Raw genomic sequence first — 22254 nt, forward strand, 5'->3', positions numbered from 1 at the left:
GATACCTCAGGTTCATCTGCGCAGCCGCTCCCATTTTCCCTTCGCTGTATCAATTCAACTTCATTCAAGAGCCCTTGGCGTCCCCTTCTTATCCACCTCAGTAGAATACGCAGAGCCAGACAGTGGTCATGTCGGGGTGAGTCCACTCCACCCTGTGTTTTTGGCGGGCGGGAATATTGATGTGATCGCCCGGGCCCAGTTGTACCGATTGCTGCTCCTGAGTCTGCGGATCGATGAACAACTGGCTGGCCTCTCCCTGCACGACCAGGACCCACTCATGTTCATCCTGATCGTACCACTCTCCCGGTGCCGTCTGATGGCCGTGGGAGAGAATACGCTCGATCCTAAGGTAGCGGTACGTGTGGTCATCGACTGATGGGATCAAGGTCTGTAAAGATGCAAAAGAAAGGCTATGTCCCAATTACGTGTTGCATGGGGCGCCCCCGCCCCAGCGCCTCATGCAAACAATCCCTGATTCCCACTCTCTTACCGTAGCGCTCCAGCATCCTGCGCCAACCCAGGTAATCCCTCAGGCAATGGGTCGCCACGCCATGGAACCGCTCCATCCACTCTTTCAGCCGACTGTGATATCCGTTCACGTGCTGGATGTGGTGTGCCCCCATAACTCGTTCACCTTGACGATTACGCACTATCTGGTGAGTTACACCCTGTAACGTGCTGAAACTGGCATATACCCCAGCGCCATCACTACAGAGCACCGCATCTGGGGCGATGAGGGGGGCCAATACCGCCTTGACCATTTGGACATCCATCTTATCCAGTTGGAAGTCCGCCAAGTGGCACGCCCTGTCTTGCACCACCATCACCGGGATATAATCCGGGCCGGTCCCACGGGTTCGCCCTTTACCACCACGATGCCTTGCCGGGCTGTCCCTTGAACGATTCGAGGAAGAAGGTTTCATCTACTTCCACAATCCCCTTCTCTCGTGTCGCCTGATGAGTGGCCATGGTCTTCAAAAAGCGGTGGCGCCACTGTTCTTGCAGACTCCGCAGCGAATGGCGCCTGACGGACGGTGAGCCCATCGATGAGTGCCTGGGCATAGTCTTCCCTGCACTCGGCCTTGCACAATCTGGCCAAGAGGGTGTTGGTGAGGATAGAACTGATGCGCAAAGACTATTTGCAGCGGTAGCGACGCAGCCCTCGGCTCCAACCCTGGGGGTTAAGTGGACCGGCTTGGCTTGACAGTGGGGGCAGCGGGTAACTGAGTGGCCAGGGAGGTCATGGGGTGTGGTGCCGTGAGCACATGCTGAGGCACACGCGCTGGCGTAAGGTAAGTAATGGGAAGAGAGACAACAGGTGTGGAAAGGCTTGGGCATCCATGATGGAGGCCCTCAAGGTGATGACTTACCTCGAGATTAGCCTTTCAGCACATAATTGGGACAGCGCCAAAAGAAAAGGGGACGGCAGTTGCCGTCCCCTCAAGTCATCTAGTCCAGTCCATGAACTGCAACGCTCCCTGCAATCCCTGACTTTATCCTGATCCTTCGGAATATCCCCTTCCCAATCCGTTGAGGTGTCCTGTGGCCATCCTAGCCTGGCAATCGATCCTGATTGCTGCACTCTCTCCATCCTGGAGGTGTCCGTTACCACATCCCGTGGTGTTCCTTGCGTCGTCCTGACAGATAACCATCCGGGTTATCTCGCTTCATCCTGAAGCTGTCCTGCTCGCATCCGGCGAGGTCCGGTTCTTCCTGAAGAGCCGTAATCCGTACCGCTCTGCCTCATCCCTAGGTGTCCACAACCACATCCTGTGGCGTCCTGTTCAATCCGTTTGATAACCTTCCCGGTTACCTGCCCCATCCTGAGGTGTCCCTGACCACGTCCTGTGGATTATTCCCTGCTTATGCGCTGTTCCTGCATCCTGCCGGACCAGCTCGTCCTTGTGAGACCCATATTAAGGGAACCGCATAGCGGAACAAGGGAGGCTGGGTGGTTATCGGCATGACCCTGCTTGGTTCAACCCAGCCATTAACAAGATAAATTCATACTAATCATTACCTTAGTTTGTTTCATTGGAAAGCACATGGATTCAAAGATGGCTTCGCGTACGGCTCGACACAGTGGCCTCTTACAGCGGCTATGGCGGATCTCTCACACGCAAAAACAGGGGGAAAACGATGGTACAAAGCGGCTCAATTAAGCGGGCAAGAGTTAAAAATTAGTTGAATAAATATGCTCAAAAAGAATACAAAAAAGCCGAGGCTGGGCTCGGCTTTTTTGGGGTTAGCTGACTCGGCTGCCAGGCGTGGGATATGCCTTTCGCAGCGATTCTGGCGCCAACACTTCCAGGTTGCCGCTCATGTTGTTCAACCAGGTGCGAAACTCCGGGGTGTCCTGCACTTCGGTTTCCACGACTACGCTGCGTTTATCGTAGCGGGTCATGCGCGGGTTGTGGCCAGGGATCTGTCCATCGACCAGAGTCGGGCAGTTGGCATCGATGCGGCCGACGAAGCGGATCGGGCCGCTGACATCCTGGTAGCCCTGATCGCGGATCAGCTTCTGGATATTGAAGTCCTTCGGCTGGGTTGCGCTGAAGTTGGTCAGTTCCACACCCTTGATGTGATCGAACGGTATGCCGTACACCTTGGGATCCAGCTCGGACAGGGTGCAGAGCAGGGTCGGACCGTCGGCTTGATTCAGGATGCCGAGGGGATTGATGCGGTCATAGCAGAGCCATACGGTACGCTCCTTGATGACACGCTGGATCTCGGCACTGAACTTGCGACCGCGCCAGAGGGCATCGCGGATCAGGGTACTGCGACGGATCTCAGGGTTGCCAGCAAACGGCCGCGGTGACTGATGCACGCTTTCGAGCCAGCGTTCGGCCAGTTCACTTTGGCTGTCGCGGATTACCTGGCTGGCTTTGTCGACCAGTGGGTTCAATTCGGTCAGCACACTTGCCGGCAGCAGTTGGCTTGCCTGATCACTCCAGGTTTTCAGGGCCACCGCCAGCGACAGCGGCATTATGTTGGCGAAGTCGTTGAGGCCATGGCGCTCAAAGCACCAGCCGTGGGGTTTGCTGCGTTCATCCGAAGTGAGGTCGAACAACCCCATGCCGGACATCTCCTCCAGGTCCCGTTGCACGGTACGCAGACTGACGTGTATGCCTTCCTCTTCCAGTTTTACCTGGAGTTGGCTGGCGGTCAGCTTGTAAGGGCGGTGCGGGATGCAACGCGCCAAGGTCAGTTGTCGTAACAGCTTCTTACTCATGGTGCATGCCTTCACTGGTTTAGCGTTGAGTGTATCCTAGCCATGGCATGCGACAGTCTATGTCGCAAGTTTTGCTGCGACAACTGTCGCCATTTTCATACAAATTGATTTAACTGCATGATATCAAAGCTAATACATGTTTTGGTGGGTAGCAATCGAGGCTTTTAATTGATGAAGAAATCGCAAATGAAAGTGCTGCCTTGCGGTTTTTGGGGAGAGGAAAAAATAAAAATGGCAGTAAGAGGCAGAAGATGATGTGGAGGGGCTCGTCCCCTCCACCAGATGGCTACTTGTTATCAGGCCAGCCAGGACCAGGCGGACTTGGTGATGGCGGCTCCCACCATGTAGCCGAAGACGGCCAGCGCGGCAACACCGGCCACCAGCTTCTGGTTGCGGGCCGGTCGCTTGAGCGCCATGACGCCGAGGCCTATGTAGACCACCAGTGCGATCAGCTTGGCCATCAGCCAGGGTTGCTGGCCCGGGCTCATCTGCAGCGTGACCGCCAACAGCACCCCGAACAGCAGCAAAAAGGTGTCGTTGACGTGGGGCGCTATCTTCAGCCAGCGCTGTTGCAGACGCGGGCTGCCATTGAGAGAGAGCATCCAGCGATAGACAAACAGCAGCAGGCTGACGACAGCCAGGGTCATGTGCAGATGTTTGAGCATGGGGTAATAGGCAATCATATTGCTTCCTTGTCGTTGTCGGGCAGACCGCTGTTCCAGTTGTGAGCGTGAATGCGCTCCTGTCCTTCCTGATCGTCTTGCAACAGATCGGAGAGGATATCCCGGTATTGCAGGCTCTTGTTGATATAGGTGTGTTCGTCGTCCAGGTAGTTGACCTGCTCCCGCAGCAACCAGTTGTCGTGCTGTTTGAAGGTCTGTCCTGCCCGCCAGGCCTGGTTGGCTCGAAATCCCAGCTGGGTCAGGGCTTCCACTCCCAGATCCACGGCGGAACCCAGGGTTTCCCGATACACGCTGCCCACGCCATGGCGCAGGATCTCGTGAGCGTGAGGTCTGTCCTGGGCTCGCGCCAGTATCTTAAGGTGCGGAAAGTGTTTCTTCACCATTTCAATCACTTCGAGCGAGGTGGCCGGATCGTTGATGGAGAGCACCAGCAACTTGGCCTTGTGGGCGCCGGCGGCATGCAGCAGGTCGAGCCGGCTGGCATCGCCGTAGAACACCTGGTAGCCGTACTTGCGCAGCATCTCTATCTGACTGGCATCCTGCTCGAGTATGGTGGTGCCTATGCCGTGGCCGTGCAGCAGACGTCCCACTATCTGGCCGAAGCGGCCGAAGCCGGCGATGATGACGGGGTGTTCCACCAGCTCCGGCTGTTCGTGTTGCGGTGTGTCGCTGTGGGTACGGTAATCGAACCAGGGCTGGATCACCCGATCGTTGAGGATCAGCAAGAGCGGCGTCAGTGCCATGGAGAGCGCCACCACCAGTGTCAGCAGCGAGATGGTGTCGCCGGGCAGCACCTTGTTCTGGGCGGCGAACGAGAACAGCACGAAAGCAAATTCCCCCCCTTGCGCCAGCGCCAGTCCGAAGGTCCAGCGTTGGCTCGGTGAGATGCGAATCACAAAGCCGAGCGCCATCAGCACCAGCCACTTGAGCGCCATCAGGCCGACCACCAGAGTCGGGATGAGCAAGGGGTGTTCGGCAAACAGGCTGAAGTTGATGCCGGCGCCCACCGACATGAAGAAGAGGCCAAGCAGCAACCCCTTGAACGGCTCTATGTCCGCCTCCAGCTCGTGGCGGTATTCGCTGTCGGCCAGCACCACGCCGGCTAGGAAGGAGCCAAGGGCGGGGGAGAGCCCCACCGACTCCATCAGCACTGCGATGGCGATCACCAGCAGCAGGGCGGCGGCGACGAAGATCTCCCGCATGTGGGATTGGGCTATGGCCCGAAACACCGGCCGCATCAGGTAGTGGCCACCCAGCACTATGCCGGCGATGGCCGCCACCACCAGCAGGCCGTGCTGCCAGCCGGCCAGCTCAGAGCCGCCATTGCTGGCCACCGGCGCTATGGCGAGCAGTGGCAGGATCGCCAGTATGGGAATGACGGCAATATCTTGGAACAGCAGCACCGCAAAGGCGGAGCGGCCGCTCTCGCTCTGCATCAGCTTGCGCTCCTGCAGGCTCTGCAGAACGATGGCCGTGGACGATAGCGCCAGGATGAGACCTATGGCCAGCCCCTGTTGCCAGGGCAGACCGATGAGATGAGCCACCCCGGTCAGCGCCCCCGTGGTGAGCAGCACCTGCAGGCCGCCGGTGCCGAGTATGGGTCCCTTCAGTTGCCACAGCAGGGCCGGGCGTAGCTCCAGCCCGACCAGAAACAGCATCAGCACTACCCCGAACTCGGCGAAGTGCATCACATCCTTCTGCTCTCCCACCAGCCCCAGCAGGAAGGGACCTATGATGATGCCCGCCAGCAGGTAGCCGAGCACGGAACCCAGCCCCCAGCGCTTGGCCAGCGGCACGGCGATCACCGCCGCAGAGAGGTAGATAAGCGCATCAAACAGTAATCCGTGACCCATCAGCCGGCCCTCCGTTCGCATGTCTGGCCTGACTCACAGGGTCGGCAAAATGACAGGCAGTGTTTCATGAGAGTACCTCCAGCAGATCCCGCAGATAGGGGCTGCCGCCGAGCTGGGCCGGGGTTAGCTGCTCGTCGCGCAGGGCGCACAACAGCTGGCGATAATCCTGGCCACAGCGGCGCAGCGCCTCCGGATCCTTGATCTTGTGAAAGGAGTGCAGAACGAACGGTGGCAGCCAGCTCATGCCGCACAGCTGTGCCGTTTGCTGGAACGGCAGCAGGAAGTCGAGCAGCGGGCGGCGGTTGTAGCCTTCGCTGCAATAGGAGTCGGGGGCGCCCCCCGTGGTGATGGCGCTCAGCCACTGCTTGCCATTGAGGGCGTGTGCCTCGGGGCCGTAGGCGTAACCATACTCCAGCACCAGATCCATCCACTCCTTCATGATGGCGGGGCAGGAGTACCAGTAGAAGGGGTGCTGAAAGACGATGATGTCGTGTTCCGACAGCAGGGCCTGCTCCCGCTTCACGTTGATGAACATGTCAGGGTAGTGCTGGTAGAGGTCGTGCACCGTGACCCCCTCCAGATCGGAGACGGCCTGCAGCAGCTGCTTGTTGGCCCGGGAGCTCTGCAGGGCCGGGTGTGAAAAGATAACCAGAATGCGTTTCATGAAGTCATAACCTGAAGATGGGCCTGATACCGGTGAAAAGAAGATGCATTGAGTTGCGACGTTATCAAGAAGCGCAATAGCCCGCCAGTTCCGGGATCAGATCGCGCAGCGCCGGATTCAGGGTCTGATGGGCGGGATAGCAGAGTCCGATGCGCCGAAACATCCGCGGCCCGTTCACTGCGACCGTGCACAGGCCGGGTTCGTCGTCCACCAGGCCGTCGGGCAGGAAGCTGATGCCGACGCCCGCCAGCACCAGCGCCATCACCAGCCCCTTGCTTTCGGCTTTGGCCACCAGGTTGAGGGTGAGCCGGTCGCAGGCCAGCAGGCCTATGGTCTGCTGATGGGCCTCACAGGGCGGGCACTCAATAAAATCATAATGTTGCAGCTCAGTCAGCGCGATGCGGGCACGGCTGGCGAGGGGGTGGTCGGTGCGCACGCACAGCACATAGTCCTCTTCCCACAGGGGCAGGAAGATCTCGTCCTCCCGGCGCAGCGCATCCAGGGTCAGCCGACAGTCGGCGGGGCTGGTGTAGTCGGAGAGGGTGAGATCCAGCTCGGGCAGCACGCCCTGCACCCGCTGCAGCAAGCCGGCCAGCCGGTGGCGGCTCAGATCCGGCATGATGGCCATGTTGAGTCGTGCGCGCGTCGCCTTCTGGCGAAACAGCTCCGGCAGGCGGCGTGCCTCTTCCACCAGCTTGACCGCATGGGGATAGAGGTAATGGGCCGGATCCTTTGCCTCAACCCCCTTCTTGCCCCGGGTGAAGAGGCTGTCGCCGAGCGCCTCTTCCAGCTGGCGCAGGCCGGCCGAGAGGGAGGGTTGGCTGACGTGGCAGCGCAGTGCCGCCGCCGTGATGTTTTTCTCTTCATAGATGGCGATGAAGAAGCGCAGCAATCTCAGATCCAGCATGAGCTCAACCATAGTTTTTTCAGATGATAACCAGCGGAAAACAATATTTATCACTGATGGATGCAGCGACTATAGTGACTGAGTTCCGTGCTGGCCAGCCGCTTGTGTGATCCCGTTTCTCATCGAATCAAAAGGAAATACCATGTCCAAGTCCCTCGTCGTGATCACCGGTGCCTCCGCCGGGATCGGTGCCGCCATCGCCCGTGCCTTCTCGGCTGCCGGCCATCCGCTCTTGCTGTTGGCCCGCCGGGTCGAGCCCATGCAGGCGCTGGGTCTGCCCAACGCCTTGTGTGTCAGCGTCGATGTGACCGACACGGCCGCCATGAAGGCCGCGGTCATGCAGGCAGAGACCCGGTTCGGCCCTGTGGGTTGCCTGGTCAACAACGCCGGTGTCATGTTGCTGGGGCAGGCCGATGTGCAGGATCCCGCCGAGTGGCAGCAGATGCTCAACATCAATGTGATGGGGGTGCTGAACGGTGTTCATGCCGTGCTGGCCGGGATGAAGGCTCGCCGCAGTGGCACCATCATCAACATCAGCTCCATCGCCGGTCGCAAGACCTTCCCGAACCATGCGGCCTATTGCGCCACCAAGTTTGCGGTGCATGCCCTGACCGAGAATATCCGGGAAGAGGTGGCCGACGTCGGCGTGCGCATGGTGACCATAGCCCCTGGCGCGGTCGAAACAGAGCTGCTCAGCCACACCACGGACGAGAGCATCAAGGCCGGCTATCACGACTGGAAGGATCAGATGGGCGGCGTGATCGCGCCCGAGGTGATCGCCGAGGCCGTGCTCTATGCCTGGCATCAGCCTGCCAACGTCTGCGTACGCGAAATCGTGCTGGCGGCCACCCGTCAGCAACCCTGATCCGGGCTGGCCATGAGGGGGAGGGCTTGACCCTCCCCCTGGGCCAAGGGTTACCATAGGGCTCCTCTGATCAATGAGTCATGTCATGGTTCTGACCCGTCGCCAACTTGCTCGCGCCCGCCGCTGGCTCCCCCTGTGGAGTCTGCTGATGGTGCTGATGTCGTTTGGCAGCCGGGCGGCGACCGATCTCTGTACCCTGACGCCCCATTGCAGCCAGAGCGAGCGCACCCTGGAGAAGGCCATGCCATGCGGCAGCTTCACCTCGGCGCTCGCCATGACGGTGCTCACCAGCGACAGCCTGACGGTGGCCGTGCTGGAACCCGATAGCCCGCAGTTTGTTTCTCCCTCCCTGTTCACGCCGGACGCGCCGTTCGAACGGCTCGAGCGTCCTCCCCGTCATCCAGATTGAGTCGAGTTCCCCTGTTTTTTTGGGTATGTCTTCTTATCTGAGGTGAGTTATGTACAAGTCCCTGTTACTGGCCCTGCTGGCCGGTACCGTCAGCGTCTCCGCCCTCGCGGCCGAGCAGATGACCGTCTACAAGTCCCAGTATTGCGGCTGTTGCAAGACCTGGATCAAGCACATGGAAGAGAACGGCTTTGAGGTCAAGGTCGTCGAAACCGAGCAGCTCGATCCCATCAAGCAGCAGTACGGCATCACACCGCAGCTGGCGTCCTGCCACACGGGCGTGGTGAATGGCTATGTGGTGGAGGGGCATGTACCCGCCGCCGACGTGCAGAAGCTGCTCAAGGAAAAACCGGCGATCCGCGGTCTGACCATTCCGGGCATGCCCCAGAGTGCGCCAGGCATGGATATTCCGGGTCAGCCCTACCAGGTGCTGAGCATCAGCAATGAGGGCACGACCAGGGTCTGGTCGAGCTACTCCGGCTGACGCAAACTGGCCATGAGCAGGCACGACTCCATCATGTGAGGCACACCTGAGCGAACCTGTGTCGCTCATGGTCAGGTTTGAGGGCCGCTATCGCGAGATAGCGGCCCTTTTACCTGTTCTTGCGGGTTTTGCAGGGTGATAACTTGCAACTGGGGGCGACAAGGGGCAGATTGATCCCCTATCCAAGGAGCCAAGGCTCAGGTCTGCTAACCCTTTTGAAGCGCAAAGGATGCGACATGTTCACCTTTCCCCGAGGGCTTCTGCTGCTGGCTTGCCTGGTTGCCGTTCCCTGTTCATATGCCAATGATGAGTCCGCCATGCCCACAAGCGACACCCTTATCCAGCCTCCCGTGGCCACCAAACACCCTCATACCATCAAGAAACACGGAGACGTCCGGGTCGACAACTACTACTGGCTGCGCGATGACGAGCGCCAGAAACCCGAGGTACTGGCCTACCTGGAGGCGGAGAACGCCTATACCGAGGCCATGCTCAAGCCGACCAAGCCGCTGCGCGACCTGCTCTACCAGGAGATGGTGGCCCGCATTCCCCAGCAGGATGAGTCCGTCCCCTATGTGAAGAATGGCTACCGTTACCAGACCCGCTATGAGCCGGGCAAGGAGTACGGCATCTACTCCCGCAGCAAGGTGGAAGGGCCGCAGGAGCCCGAGCTGATGCTGGACAGCAACCAGCGCGCAGAGGGGCACGAGTTCTATTCTCTTGGCGCCCTGGAGGTGAGTCGCAACAACCGCTGGCTGGCGGTGGCGGAAGATTTCCTCTCGCGCCGTCAGTACCAGATCCAGTTCCTCGATCTGGAGAGCGGCAAGTGGGCCTCAGACAAGCTGGAGAACACCTCCGGCAACCTGGTGTGGGCCAACGACAGCAAGACGGTGTTCTACGTGCGAAAGCACCCCAAGACCCTGTTGCCCCATCAGGTCTATCGCCACGAGCTGGGAACAGATCCTGCCAAGGATCAGCTGGTCTATGAGGAGAAGGACGACACTTTCTACGTCAGCCTCTATGCCACCACCTCGGAAGATTTCATCGTCATCGCCCTCTCCAGCACCACCACGGGCGAGGCGCGCCTCATCGACGCCAACGTGCCGACTCAGGCACCGAGGCTGTTCCTGCCCCGTCAGGTGGATCACGAATACAGCCTGGATCACTACCGCGGTCGCTTCTATGTGCGCTCCAACAAGGATGGCAAGAACTTCGGCCTGTACGAGACCAAGGAGAGCCCGGTCGAGCGCTGGAAGGCGGTGATCGCCCCCAATCCGGACGTGTTGCTGGAGAGCTATGCCCTGTTCAAGGAGTGGCTGGTGCTGGAGGAGCGCAATCAGGGGCTGACCCGGCTACGCCAGATCAACTGGCAGAGCGGTGACGAGAAGGAGATCGTCTTCGACGATCCCGCCTATGTTACCTGGCTCGCCTACAATCCTGAGCCGGAGACCAGCCTGCTGCGCTACGGCTACTCCTCCATGACCACCCCCTCGTCCACCTATGAGCTGGATATGGCGAGCGGCAAGCGTACCCTGCTCAAGCAGCAAGTGGTGGCGGGCTTCAAGCCGGAGCTGTATGCCAGCGAGCGGCTCTGGGTGACCGCCCGTGACGGGGTAGCCGTGCCGGTGTCGCTGGTCTATCGCAAGGATCTGTTCAAGAAAGAGAGTGCCGGGTCGCCAAAAAATCCGCTGCTGGTCTACGGCTATGGCTCCTACGGCGCCAGCATGGATCCCGATTTCAGCACGGCTCGCCTGAGCCTGTTGGACCGGGGCTTTGTCTATGCCATCGCCCATATCCGGGGGGGCGAGGAGCTGGGCCGCCACTGGTATGAAGATGGCAAGCTGCTGAAAAAACAGAATACCTTCAACGACTTCATCGACGTGACCGAGGCGCTGGTGGCACAGGGTTATGGCGCCAGGGATCAGGTCTACGCCATGGGCGGCAGTGCCGGCGGCCTGCTGATGGGGGCCGTCATCAATCAGGCGCCCCAGCTCTATCGCGGCGTGGTGGCCCAGGTGCCCTTCGTCGACGTGGTCACCACCATGCTGGACGAGTCCATCCCCCTCACCACCGGGGAGTACGACGAGTGGGGCAACCCGAACCAGAAGCGTTATTACGACTACATGAAGGCCTACAGCCCCTACGATCAGGTCAAGGCGCAGGCCTACCCGAACATGCTGGTGACCACAGGGCTGCATGACTCCCAGGTACAGTATTGGGAGCCCGCCAAGTGGGTGGCCAAGCTGCGCGAGATGAAGACGGATGATAACAAATTGTTGCTGAATACCGACATGGATGCCGGCCACGGCGGCAAGTCGGGTCGCTTCAAGGCTTACGAGGATATCGCGCTGGAGTTTGCGTTTATCCTGGATCTGGCCAAGCCGAAAGCATAAGTCACCAAGGTTGCAGCCCTTGCCAGTCAAGGGCTGCAAAAGAATCTTGTCTCTGCCCCCCGCCTGCCAACCGGTAGCACACTCCAATTAATCTCTGATCAGTAAATTAATGATCGGCTTCAAATTTCTCGTCATCCATATCCATCATTTTGTGTTTTTGTTTGATTTATGTTGGCGCCATGTGCTTAATCGAAGCCGTTATGACGCTTTGATTGGTCCCTTCCGGGCCAATTATCTTCGGTTGGCATGAAGCCGACTGTCTCACCACAGGATGCTGGTGGCTTTTTGGGGAACGCTCGCCGTTCACCCGATTCCTCATATCGAGGTCATGGATGACCACCGACGCAGAACGGTGGTTTGTCCGGCATTCGCCCGTGGAACGGGCGAGCTGAATCAATCAAAAAGGATGAACAACATGAAAGGATTATCCCTGGCGTGTGCCTTGTCGGCTGCACTGGTCGGTGTCTCGTTTGGTGGTCCGCTGCAGGCGCAGGAGCGCTTCGTGACCATAGGCACAGGCGGTCAGACCGGCGTCTACTACGTGGCGGGCCAGTCCATCTGCCGTTTCCTCAATCGCGGCGCCGCCGATCACCAGATCAAGTGCAACGCCCCGGCCAGCGGTGGCGGTGTGGCCAACGTCAACGGCATCCGCAGCGGTGAATTCAACTTCGGCATCATGCAGTCCGACCATCAGTTCAAGGCGATGAAGGGGCTGCCGCCGTTCCAGACCGAAGGGGCCATGGACGACATGCGCGCCGTCTTCTCCCTGCAGAGCGAGGTGTTCACCATACTGGCGCGCCGCGATGCCAAGATCGCCAGCTTCGACGATATGAAAGGCAAGCGCGTCAATATCGGCAACCCGGGCTCGGGCCAGCGTGACACCATGGAAGAGATAATGGCGGTCAAGGGCTGGAAGAAGAGTGACTTCGGTCTGGTCTCCGAGTTGAAACCGGCCGAGCAGGCCTCGGCGCTCGGCGACAACAACATAGACGCCATGAGCTACTTCGTCGGCCACCCGAACGGTGCCATCCAGGAGGCCTCCACTACCACAGACGCCGTGCTGGTGCCTGTGACCGGTGCCGACATCGACAAGTTGCTAGCAGAGAAGAGCTACTACACCAAGGCCGAGATCCCGGGTGGTATCTACAAGGGCAGCGGCCAGCCGACCCCGTCCATCGGTGGCAAGGCGGTGCTCTCCACCAGTGCCAAGGCCGATCCGGAAGTGGTCTATCAGCTGGTTAAATCCGTGTTCGACAACCTAGATCGTTTCAAGCGCCTGCACCCGGCCTTCGCCGACCTGAAAGAGGCCGACATGATCAAGGTGGGGCTCTCGGCGCCGCTGCATGAAGGGGCCGCCCGCTACTACAAGGAGCGCGGCTGGCTCTGACTGACGGCCCAAGGGCCCAGGTCACTCTCTTCGACACCCGTCAGCCGCTGCCCGGTTGCGGGGGCGGGTGTCGCTCTTGTTGTACTCGTTGGCACAAGTTAACCCTATGCAAGATAAACAACTCTCTACCGAGGAACTGATCGCCCAGGACGTGGGCGCTCGTCTGCCGTTCGGCCTCATGGGCGGGCTCATTACCACACTGGCGCTGGCCTGGTCCCTGTTCCAGCTCTGGATCGCCTCGCCGCTGCCCTTCATGCTGGGCTTTGGCGTGCTCAATGACACCGAGACCCGCGCCATTCACCTCACCTTCGCCCTGCTGCTGGCCTATCTGGTGTTTCCGGCGTTTCGTTCATCGCCACGGGATCGGGTGCCGCTCGGCGACATCGCCTTGGGGCTCATCGCCGCCGGGGCCGCCAGCTACCTGTTCGTGATGTACCAGGCGCTGGCCCTGCGGCCGGGCAGCCTGACCACAGAGGATCTGATCACCGCCTGCATCGGCATTCCGCTGCTGCTGGAAGCGGCGCGGCGCGCCCTGGGGCCGGCGCTGGCAGTCATCGCCCTGCTGTTTCTCGCCTATAGCCTGGCGGGGCCCTGGATGCCGGGCCTGCTGGCCCATCGCGGGGTGAGCTTCACCGCGCTGGCCAACCACCAGTGGATCACCACGGAAGGGGTGTTCGGGATTGCCCTCGGCGTCTCCACCAGCTTCGTGTTCCTGTTCGTGCTGTTCGGTGCCCTGCTGGAGCGGGCCGGTGCCGGCCACTACTTCATCCAGCTCGCCTTCAGCCTGCTCGGTCACCTGCGCGGCGGCCCGGCCAAGGCGGCTGTGGTGGCCTCCGGCCTGACCGGCCTCATCTCCGGCTCCTCTATCGCCAACGTGGTCACCACCGGCACCTTCACCATTCCCATGATGAAGAAGGTGGGGTTCAGCTCGGAAAAGGCGGGGGCGGTGGAAGTGGCCTCCTCGGTCAACGGCCAGATCATGCCGCCTGTGATGGGGGCGGCCGCCTTCCTGATGGTGGAGTACGTGGGCATTCCCTACGTCGAGATCATCAAGCACGCCTTCCTGCCGGCGACCATCTCCTACATAGCGCTGCTCTACATCGTCCATCTGGAGGCGCTGAAACTGGGCATGCAGCCCATAGGTGGTCATCAGCCCAAGCCCTGGCTGCGCCGGTTGACCGGCTTCGCCTTCGGCGCGGCCCTCATCAGCGGGCTGTCGATGGCGGTCTACCATGGTCTGGGCTGGCTCAAGCCGGCGCTGGGTGACTACGCCCTGCCAGGCATTGCCCTGCTGCTGGCCATCACCTATCTGGGCCTGCTGAAGATAGCGGCCAGCAACGAACCGCTGGCGGCGGAGGATCCGGACAAGCCGCTGCTTGAGTTGCCCAACACCCGCGCCGTGCTGCTCTCCGGCCTGCACTTCCTGCTGCCGGTGGTGGTGCTGGTGTGGTGCCTGATGGTGGAACGGCTCTCGCCAGGGCTGTCGGCCTTCTGGGGAACCGTCATGCTGGTGATCATACTGCTGACCCAGCGGCCGCTGCTCAACTGGCTGCGCAGCGATGGCCAGCACGACTACGGCACCTTCAACGATGGCATGGTCGATCTGCGTGAGGGGCTGGTGGCCGGTGCTCGCAACATGATCGGCATCGGTATTGCGACCGCCACTGCGGGGATCATAGTGGGCGCCGTCTCCCAGACCGGGGTCGGTCTGGTGCTGGCAGATCTGGTGGAGATGCTCTCCATGGGCAATCTTCTGCTGATGCTGCTGCTCACCGCCCTGCTGAGCCTTGTTCTCGGCATGGGGCTGCCCACCACCGCCAACTACATAGTGGTGTCCAGCCTGCTGGCGCCCGTGGTGGTGACGCTCGGGCAGCAGAACGGCCTGATAGTGCCGCTCATCGCCGTGCACCTGTTCGTCTTCTACTTCGGCATCATGGCGGACGTGACCCCGCCGGTGGGGCTGGCTTCGTTCGCGGCGGCGGCCGTCTCCAAGGGCGATCCCATCAAGACCGGCATCACCGCCTTCTACTACAGCCTGCGCACCGCGGCGCTGCCCTTCCTGTTCATCTTCAACACGGATCTGCTGCTGATAGACGTGGACTTCGCCCACGGGGTGCTGATCTTTATCGTGGCCACCGTCGCCATGCTGATCTTTGCCGCCGCGACCCAGGGCCATTTCCTGGTGAAGAGTCGCTGGTACGAGAGCGTGCTGCTGCTGCTGGTGGCCTTCACCCTGTTCCGCCCCGGTTTCTGGATGGACATGGTGCACGATCCCTATCGTGACACTGCGCCGGCCCAGCTGGCCCGGACCCTGGGCGAGGTGGAGGCGGAGAGCACACTGCGGCTGCGCGTCCAGGGTGAAGATGCGGTGGGCAAGCTGCGTCAGTCGACCGTGCTGATCGGGGTACCGGCAGGGGAGGATGGGGAGGCCCGTCTCGCCAGCCTGGGGCTCGCACTTTATGAACAGGATGGCAAGACCCTGATCGACAGCGTCACCTTCGGCAGCCCGGCTGCTGTGGCCGGCATGGAGTTCGATCAGGAGATCCTCTCCGTCAAGGCGCCCACCGAGCGCTGGCGCAAGGAGCTGATGTGGTTGCCTGGCTTCCTGCTGTTTGCGCTGATCGTCGGGTTGCAACGGAGACGGGCGGTGCGAGCATAACAAGGGCCAATAAAAACGGCGCCATCGAGGCGCCGTTTTCATCTCCCCGGTCGGGGCTTATTCTTGCGGATCCTGCTCCTGCAGCAGGCTCAGGATCTGTTGCTCCACCGGACTCAGGCCCAGCTATTCGCAGGCTTGCTCGAAGCTGATACCTAAGTGGCACATCATGATGTCCATACCGGGAGGGCTTATTCCGGCCCTTCCTGCTCCTGCAGCAGGCTCAGGGTCTGTTGCTCCACCGGGCTGAGGCCAAGCTGTTCGCAGGCCTGCTCGAAGCTGATCCCCAGATGACACATCATGATATCGATGGCGGGCAGATAGTTTTTCATTGCTTCTTCCATGGTGATCCTCCAGACCCGTTCCTTATGCCCCAGCGAGGGGGGCAGGGCAATTAGACTTTAGGCGTAGGCTGCTCATTTGCTGAGCGCCCCTGCCACTGGGCGTGGGAATTTGTTACTCTGCTTGTCAGCAAGAAGATGTTGCCGTATGACTGCGAGCAACACGTGAGGAGCAGGGCATGTTATTGAGTTTCTTGATCATCGCATCGGGCTGGTGGCACATTCGCGCGGCCTATGGCTCAGACTCCCGTCAGTTCTACATCAGCAAGCCGTTGACCATGCTGCTCATCATAGCGCTGGCGTTCGGCTATCAGGGCTATGACCACGACGGCTCCCACGCCTGGATCCTGCTCGGCCTCTGCCTGTCGCTGGCCGGTGACGTACTGCTGATGCTGCCAAGCGATCGTTTCATTCAGGGGCTGGCGGCATTTTTTGTCGCGCACCTCTGCTACATAGTTGGTTTCGCCCAGGGACCGCTGGTGCTGAACCTGGTGGATGGCTTGCTGTTGCTACTGGTGGCTGGCATGGTGTTCGGTCTGTTGTGGGGCAAGCTCGGGGAGATGAAGATCCCCGTACTCTGCTACATGCTGGTGATCATCGGCATGGCCTGGGTGGCCGCCGGTGCCTGGCACGCCTCCTTGACCGCAGGCAGTGCCGCCGCCCTGGTGGGGGCGCTGATGTTTCTTTTCTCGGACAGCATGCTGGCGCTGGACCGTTTCCGCCGTCCCTTCCCCCATGCAACGGCCTGGGTGATGAGCAGCTACTTTGCCGCCCAGTTCCTGATCGCCGCCTCGCTGGCGGGGTGAAGAGGCGTCGCGGTCTTTCAGCGCTCGAACCAGAATCCTGTACTTCGCCGGCGGGTGAAGAGCAGCTGCAAGAAAAATGGGCCTGTTGGCCCATTTTTTATGTCTGTTTTCAGCGCTTTGCTATGCCTCGATCGGCTCGGCGTCGGCGGCCCTGGGGGCCGGCTGCTTGAGCAGCAGCATCAGGGCGCTGGCGATCAGCAGGAAGATGCCCATCACGTAGAACACCTGGTTGTAGGCCATGATGGCCGCTTCGCGGCTGATGGTGTTCGACAGCATGGCCTGGGCCTGCTGCTGAGCCAGTTCGGGACCCGAGCCCTGCGTCATCATGGTCTGGGCCAGCTGCAGCAGATAGCTTTGCCCCTCTATGCTGCTGGCGGCCAGGGTGCTGCTGATCTGGCTGACATGGACGCGGGTGTCGTTGTCGATCAGGGTCGCTATGATGGCGATGCCGAAGGCTCCCCCCAGGTTGCGCAGCACGTTGAGCAGGGTAGAGGAGGAGGGGATCTCGTCATGGGTCAGGCTGGCGGTCGCCACCAGCGACAGCGGCACCATGATGAAGGGCTGGCCCAGCGCCCGCACGATCAGCGACTGGATCAGCTGGGGGCCTGCGTAGTCGGCACTCATGTTCATGTTCATGAAGCAGCTGATGGCAAACACCAAAAAGCCGAAACTCACCAGATAGCGCGGATCTATTTTGTGGGTCAGTTTGGGTACCAGCGGCAACACCAGCAGCTGTGGCAGCCCCATCCACATCAGTACCTCACCGATCTCCAGCGCGTTGTAGTTGTGGATCTGTGCCATGTAGAGCGGCAGCACATAGATGGAGCCCATCAATGCCATGCCGAGCACCAGATAGGCGAAGCAGGCCAGCGCGAAGCGCGGGTTGTGCAGCAGCCGCAGGTTGACCAGCGGATGACGTCTGAGCAGCTGGCTGATGACGAAGAACACCAGAGACACCACCGAGATGACGGTGAGCCGTACTATGAAGCTGGAGCCGAACCAGTCCTCCCGGTTGCCCTCTTCCAGCACCACCTCCAGCAGGCCCAGCCCCATCGCCATGGTGACTATGCCGATGAGGTCCACCCGCTTGATCACGGCCCAGTCCACCGGCTTCTTGTCCAGACCGTGGGCCAGCATGGCCATCACCAGCAGGCCCGGTGGCACGTTCAGATAGAAGATGTAGTGCCAGGAAAGCTGCTCCGTCAGCCAGCCGCCCAGGGTCGGGCCTATGGCGGGGGCGAAGGTGGCGCACAGGCCGAACAGCGCCATGCCGGTGGCCCGCTTGTGCAGCGGCAGCAGGCTGACGATGAGGGAGAAGGCCATGGGAATGAGCGCGCCGCCGGTGAAGCCCTGCAGCGCCCGAAAGACGATCATGCTGGTGAGGTTCCAGCTGAACGAGCAGAGCACGGAGGCGACGATGAAGGCCCCCGTGGTCCACAACAGGTAACGACGCACGCTCAGACCCCGGCTGAGCCAGCCGCTCAGAGGGATGGCGATCATCTCCGCCACCAGGTAGGAGGTGGAGATCCAGGAGCTCTCGCTCAGGGTGGCCGACAGGGCCCCCTGAATGTCCTTCAGGGAGGCGTTGGTGATCTGGATGTCGAGGATGGCCATGAAGGCACCAATGAGGCCCCCCATGACCGCGATCCAGTTGCGACGTGGAATGGGTTCCATCAGTGGGCGGCGACCAGGGGCTCGGGATCCCGGGTATCCACTATCACCTCGGTGGAGAGGCCCGGCAGCAGCTTGCCTGCCAGGGGGCCCGGCGCGGGGATGCGGATCTTGACTGGCACCCGCTGCACTATCTTGGTGAAGTTGCCGGTGGCGTTTTCCGGTGGCAGCAGGGCGAATCTGGCGCCGGTAGCGGGGGCCAGGCTGTCGATGATCCCCTCGACCGGTTGATCCGGATAGGCATCCAGGATCACCTTCACCTTCTGGCCCGGCTGCATGTGGAGCAGCTGGGTCTCCTTGAAGTTGGCCTCGACCCATACCTGTTGCAGCGGCACCAGACTGGCCACCTGCATGCCGGACTGCACATAGAGCCCGGCCCGCAGACTGCGCTTGCCTATGATGCCGTCGGCCGGTGCCCGTAACTCGGTGTAGCTCAGCTCAAGTTTGGCCTGCTCCAGCTGGGCGGCGCTCAATGCCAACCTGGCCTGGTTCTGCTTGGCTTCGGCGTCCAGCACCAGCAGCCGTTCACGGGCGGCTTGAAGGGCGGCTTTGGCCTCCTGCTCCTGGGCCTGATTGACCTGCAGGCCGGCTCGCACCTCGTCCAGGCTGTCCTGCGAGCTGTAGTGGCGCTGGTTGAGCTGGCTGACGCGCTGCACCTGTTGCCGGGCGCGCACCTGCTCGGCATTGGCAGAGCTAACCTTGGCCTCGGCCTGACGGATCAGGCTCAACTGCTGGGTGCGGGTCGCGGCCAGATTCTCCGCCGTCGCCTGATTGAGGCGCAGGTCAGCTTCGGCCTCGGCTACCTTGGTCTTGTACTCCCGATCGTCCAGCCGGGCGATTAGCTGACCGGCCTTCACCGCCTGGTTGTCGGTGACCAGTACCTCGCTGATGTAGCCCGGCAGCTTGGAGCCGATCCCGGTCACCTCGCTCTGCAGGTAGGCGTTGTCGGTACTCTCGAAATAGCGGCCATGCAGATACCAGTAACCGGCGAACAGCAGACCGAGCAGAGCCAGCACCATGGCGGCCAGCAAAGGGATCTTCTTGTGTTGACTCATTTTGGGGGGGGATTCCTGAACTTAAGAGACGCAGGCTAACACTGGCCAACTGTTTCGATTAGTATCCATTTATGAGATATACAGTTTCACTGGTGCAACAATGGATCTGAACGCTGCATTGATTTTAGTGCGGATCGTCGACAAGGGCTCTTTCACCGCGGCCGCCCAGGAGCTGGGCATGACCAAGGCGACCGTGAGTCGCCGCATCGCCGAGCTGGAGCAGCGCCTCGGCGTACGGCTGCTCTACCGCTCCACCCGGCAGCTTACCCTGACCGAGGCCGGAGAGCAGTATTATCTGCGCTGCAGCAAGGCGGTGGATGAGCTGGCTCAGGCCGAGCTGATGGTGAGTGCCAGCCAGCAGGAGGTGACAGGTACCCTCAAGCTGGCGGTGCCTATCGAGACGGGGCAACTGGTGGTTGGTCGGCTGGTGGCCAGATTCTTGCAGGTCTATCCGGGTCTGCAGGTTGAGCTGGAGCTGACCAATCGCATCGTGGATCCCATTAGCGAGGGGCTGGATGCGATCGTGCGCATCGGCGACATGAGCGACTCCAACCTGGCGGCGCGGCGGCTGTGGAGCACGGAACGGCTGCTGTGTGCCAGCCCGGATTATCTGGCGCGCAGCCCGGCCATCACGCGGCCGGAAGATCTGCTTTTACACGAGCGGGTGGCGGTGAGCAGCGGTTTTCTGGCTTCTCACTGGTGCTTTGAGCGCGAGGGCAGAGAGGTGCTGGTTGACCCTCCCTCCCGCTTTCGGGTTAATAATATAACCTGTGCCAGGGAGGCGGCGAAGGCGGGGCTGGGACTGGCCTCTCTGCCTGCCATGCTCTGCCATGAGGAGCTGGCCAGCGGGGCGCTGGTGACCCTGCTGCCCGAGTGGCAGCAACCCAAGGTGCCGATTTATCTGCTGTTTCCGGAGCGGCGACTGATGCCGCGCAAGTTGCGGACCTTTATCGATTTCATGGTGGCGCAGGGGGCCGATTACGGCATCGACAACCTGTTGTGACAGATGGATAGGAAAAAGGGAGTCCTGGATCAAGGGATCCTGGTTCGATCCCGAGGATGGAAGAGGGGCATGGTGCCGGCTATAGGTGGCATCGACAACCGGTTGCAGGGGGATGGCATGGATCAATGGATCAATTTTTATCGGGCTTCCCATTCGCTGGAGGCCCATGCCCTGAAGGGGGCGCTGGAAGTGGAAGGGGTACTGGTACGGCTCAACGGGGAGGCGCTGTCCGGCGCCCTGGGTGAGCTGCCGGTGGATCTGTTGCAGGTGACCCTGATGGTGCGCGAGCAGGATCGCAGCAAGGCGGGGCGAGTCATAGAGCGTTATCAGCAGCGGCAGGGCAATGGCTGGCTTTGCGGTCAATGCGGGGAAGAAAACGGCGCCAACTTCGAGGTCTGCTGGCGCTGTCATCACGATCCCCACGATAATTAATCGCTCACCCGGCCTCAGCGCAGGGTGAAGTCGATATCCTCCCCCGCGCTGGCGTCGTAATAGGTCGCCAGATCCAGCTCCTTCTCGCTGCGGGCGATCAGCACGGACACCAGAATATCGCCGGAGACGTTGACCGTGGTGCGCGCCATGTCGAGGATCCGGTCGATTCCGGCGATGAGCGCCACCCCTTCCAGCGGCAATCCCACCGCGGTCAGCGTCAGCGTCAGTAGCATCAATCCGGTGCCCGGTGTGCCCGCCGTGCCGATACTGGCCAGGGTGGCGATGCTGATGATGGTCAGGTAATCCACCATGTGTAAATCCACGCCGAAGGCCTGTGCCACGAACAGGGCGGTCACTCCCTGATAGAGGGCTGTGCCGTCCATGTTGATGGTGGCGCCTATGGGCAGTACCTTGGCGGTGATGGCGGGGGAGACCCCGAGCCGGCGCTCGGCGCAGGCCAGGCTGATGGGCAGAGTGCTGCTGCTGGAGCTGCTGGTGAAGGCCACGGCCTGGGCATCGACGATGCTCTTGAAGTAGTGCAGCGGGTTCAGCCGGGCCAGCAGGATCAGCAGGCTGCTGTAAACGCCGAGCACGTGCAGCAGGCAGCCGAGATAAACGGCGCCGATCACCTTGAGCAGCGGCAGCAGCAGGCTCACCCCGTATTTGCCCGTCATCCAGGCCATCAGGGCGCAGACGCCGTAGGGGGCCAGTGCCATCACCATCTGGGTCAGTTTGAACATCCCTTCCGCCAGCGAAGTGAAGAAGAGGATGGCGGGGCGGCCGCGCCGGCCGGTGGCGTTGAGGGCGAGGGCGAGGGCGACCGCGAACACGATCACCTGCAGTATCTTGCCATCCACCATGGCCTGCACCGGGTTGCGCGGTACCAGATGGCTCAGCACGCTGGCAAGGGTCGGCTGTTCCAGCATACCGATGCGCTCATAGGGGTCCATATTGGCACCCATTCCGGGTTCCAGCAGCCAGCCCATCATCAGGCCGATGCAGATGGCGATGGCGGTGGAAAAGAGATAGAGGCCGATGGCCTTGCTGCCGATCCGATCCAAGCTCTTGCCTTTGAGCAATGAGGTGAGGCCGGCGATGACCGAGCAGAAGATGAGGGGCACCATCAGCATTTGTATGGTGTTGACGAACAGGACGCCAAGGGGCTTGAGCTGCAATGCCTGTTCACTGAAGCCGAGTCCTAGTCCGATCCCCGTCAGCATGCCGATCAGGGTCTTCAACCAGAGGGGACGGCGGGTCCAGATCCGCCAGGGCTTGAAAGCCAATCCATGGAACAGCATGACGCCAATGTCCTTATAGTCGGTCTGCGATGGCAAAAAGGGGCGTTAGTGTAGCCATCCCCTTGTCAGGTTGCCACATTATCGGCAAAGCACTCCTCACAACCAGCTCGACCTGAGG

At 61.0% G+C, this 22254-nt stretch carries 19 protein-coding genes and 1 pseudogene; 9 read left to right on the plus strand and 11 right to left on the minus strand.

Features of this window, described 5'->3' with window-relative positions; all coding sequences use genetic code 11:
- Window positions 1-97: 97 nt before the first annotated feature.
- From BN1128_RS10645 to BN1128_RS10675, 7 genes and pseudogenes are all read right to left on the minus strand, one after another.
- Window positions 98-385, minus strand: a complete 288-nt coding sequence (locus tag BN1128_RS10645) for a cupin domain-containing protein (protein WP_042869330.1) — start codon at window positions 383-385, stop codon at window positions 98-100.
- Window positions 386-410: 25 nt separating this feature from the next.
- Window positions 411-1342, minus strand: a pseudogene (locus BN1128_RS10650) (IS1595 family transposase).
- 903 nt (window positions 1343-2245) lie between these two features.
- Window positions 2246-3232 (minus strand): helix-turn-helix transcriptional regulator, encoded by a 987-nt coding sequence (locus BN1128_RS10655; RefSeq protein ID WP_042868514.1) that lies wholly within the window; start codon window positions 3230-3232, stop codon window positions 2246-2248.
- A gap of 296 nt (window positions 3233-3528) precedes the next feature.
- Complete coding sequence (locus BN1128_RS10660; protein ID WP_042868516.1) at window positions 3529-3915, minus strand: SirB2 family protein; 387 nt, start codon at window positions 3913-3915, stop codon at window positions 3529-3531.
- Window positions 3912-5768, minus strand: coding sequence for a monovalent cation:proton antiporter-2 (CPA2) family protein (locus BN1128_RS10665; protein WP_042868518.1), 1857 nt, complete (start codon window positions 5766-5768; stop codon window positions 3912-3914). The genes BN1128_RS10660 and BN1128_RS10665 overlap by 4 nt, the downstream gene beginning before the upstream one ends.
- Before the next feature lie 64 nt (window positions 5769-5832).
- Window positions 5833-6432, minus strand: a complete 600-nt coding sequence (kefF, locus tag BN1128_RS10670; RefSeq protein ID WP_042868520.1) for a glutathione-regulated potassium-efflux system oxidoreductase KefF — start codon at window positions 6430-6432, stop codon at window positions 5833-5835.
- Window positions 6433-6496: 64 nt separating this feature from the next.
- Complete coding sequence (locus BN1128_RS10675) at window positions 6497-7339, minus strand: LysR family transcriptional regulator (protein WP_042869332.1); 843 nt, start codon at window positions 7337-7339, stop codon at window positions 6497-6499.
- A 142-nt stretch (window positions 7340-7481) separates the two neighbouring features.
- On the opposite strand from BN1128_RS10675, the gene BN1128_RS10680 reads away from it, so the two are divergent.
- The 6 genes from BN1128_RS10680 to BN1128_RS10705 all read left to right on the plus strand — a co-directional run bounded on the left by BN1128_RS10680 (window position 7482) and on the right by BN1128_RS10705 (window position 15533).
- A complete protein-coding gene (locus BN1128_RS10680) occupies window positions 7482-8204 on the plus strand; it encodes an SDR family oxidoreductase (protein WP_042868523.1) in 723 nt (240 codons plus the stop codon).
- Between the two features lie 85 nt (window positions 8205-8289).
- Window positions 8290-8613 carry a hypothetical protein gene (locus tag BN1128_RS10685; RefSeq protein WP_042868525.1) on the plus strand — a complete coding sequence of 108 codons (324 nt, stop codon included), beginning with the start codon at window positions 8290-8292 and terminating at the stop codon, window positions 8611-8613.
- A 49-nt stretch (window positions 8614-8662) separates the two neighbouring features.
- Window positions 8663-9094, plus strand: coding sequence for a DUF411 domain-containing protein (locus BN1128_RS10690; protein ID WP_042868527.1), 432 nt, complete (start codon window positions 8663-8665; stop codon window positions 9092-9094).
- A gap of 236 nt (window positions 9095-9330) precedes the next feature.
- Window positions 9331-11487, plus strand: coding sequence for a S9 family peptidase (locus BN1128_RS10695; RefSeq protein WP_042868529.1), 2157 nt, complete (start codon window positions 9331-9333; stop codon window positions 11485-11487).
- 415 nt (window positions 11488-11902) lie between these two features.
- Window positions 11903-12874, plus strand: coding sequence for a TAXI family TRAP transporter solute-binding subunit (locus tag BN1128_RS10700; protein ID WP_042868531.1), 972 nt, complete (start codon window positions 11903-11905; stop codon window positions 12872-12874).
- A 106-nt stretch (window positions 12875-12980) separates the two neighbouring features.
- Window positions 12981-15533, plus strand: a complete 2553-nt coding sequence (locus tag BN1128_RS10705; protein WP_042868532.1) for a TRAP transporter permease — start codon at window positions 12981-12983, stop codon at window positions 15531-15533.
- Between the two features lie 188 nt (window positions 15534-15721).
- Here BN1128_RS10705 and BN1128_RS25365 read toward each other — a convergent pair whose 3' ends face one another.
- Window positions 15722-15874: a hypothetical protein gene (locus BN1128_RS25365; protein WP_156140201.1), complete on the minus strand. Its 153-nt coding sequence runs from the start codon at window positions 15872-15874 to the stop codon at window positions 15722-15724.
- Between the two features lie 176 nt (window positions 15875-16050).
- Here BN1128_RS25365 and BN1128_RS10710 point away from each other — a divergent pair, with 176 nt between their 5' ends.
- Window positions 16051-16677 carry a lysoplasmalogenase gene (locus BN1128_RS10710; protein ID WP_042868534.1) on the plus strand — a complete coding sequence of 209 codons (627 nt, stop codon included), beginning with the start codon at window positions 16051-16053 and terminating at the stop codon, window positions 16675-16677.
- A gap of 120 nt (window positions 16678-16797) precedes the next feature.
- Here BN1128_RS10710 and BN1128_RS10715 read toward each other — a convergent pair whose 3' ends face one another.
- Window positions 16798-18351, minus strand: coding sequence for a DHA2 family efflux MFS transporter permease subunit (locus BN1128_RS10715; RefSeq protein ID WP_042868536.1), 1554 nt, complete (start codon window positions 18349-18351; stop codon window positions 16798-16800).
- Window positions 18351-19403, minus strand: coding sequence for an HlyD family secretion protein (locus BN1128_RS10720; RefSeq protein WP_042868537.1), 1053 nt, complete (start codon window positions 19401-19403; stop codon window positions 18351-18353). Before BN1128_RS10720 ends, BN1128_RS10715 begins: the two co-directional genes overlap by 1 nt.
- A 100-nt stretch (window positions 19404-19503) precedes the next feature.
- On the opposite strand from BN1128_RS10720, the gene BN1128_RS10725 reads away from it, so the two are divergent.
- Window positions 19504-20406: a LysR family transcriptional regulator gene (locus tag BN1128_RS10725; protein WP_042868539.1), complete on the plus strand. Its 903-nt coding sequence runs from the start codon at window positions 19504-19506 to the stop codon at window positions 20404-20406.
- A 117-nt stretch (window positions 20407-20523) separates the two neighbouring features.
- The gene (locus BN1128_RS10730; RefSeq protein ID WP_042869334.1) at window positions 20524-20838 is read left to right on the plus strand and encodes a putative signal transducing protein; all 315 of its coding nucleotides are present in this window, start codon (window positions 20524-20526) and stop codon (window positions 20836-20838) included.
- Window positions 20839-20852: 14 nt separating this feature from the next.
- Here the strand turns inward: BN1128_RS10730 and BN1128_RS10735 are convergent, their stop codons facing one another.
- Entirely contained in the window at window positions 20853-22136 is a 1284-nt protein-coding gene (locus BN1128_RS10735; protein ID WP_042868541.1) for a dicarboxylate/amino acid:cation symporter, read from the minus strand.
- Window positions 22137-22254 lie beyond the last annotated feature (118 nt).

The sequence above is a fragment of the Aeromonas piscicola genome (genome assembly GCF_000820005.1).
Lineage (GTDB): Bacteria > Pseudomonadota > Gammaproteobacteria > Enterobacterales > Aeromonadaceae > Aeromonas > Aeromonas piscicola.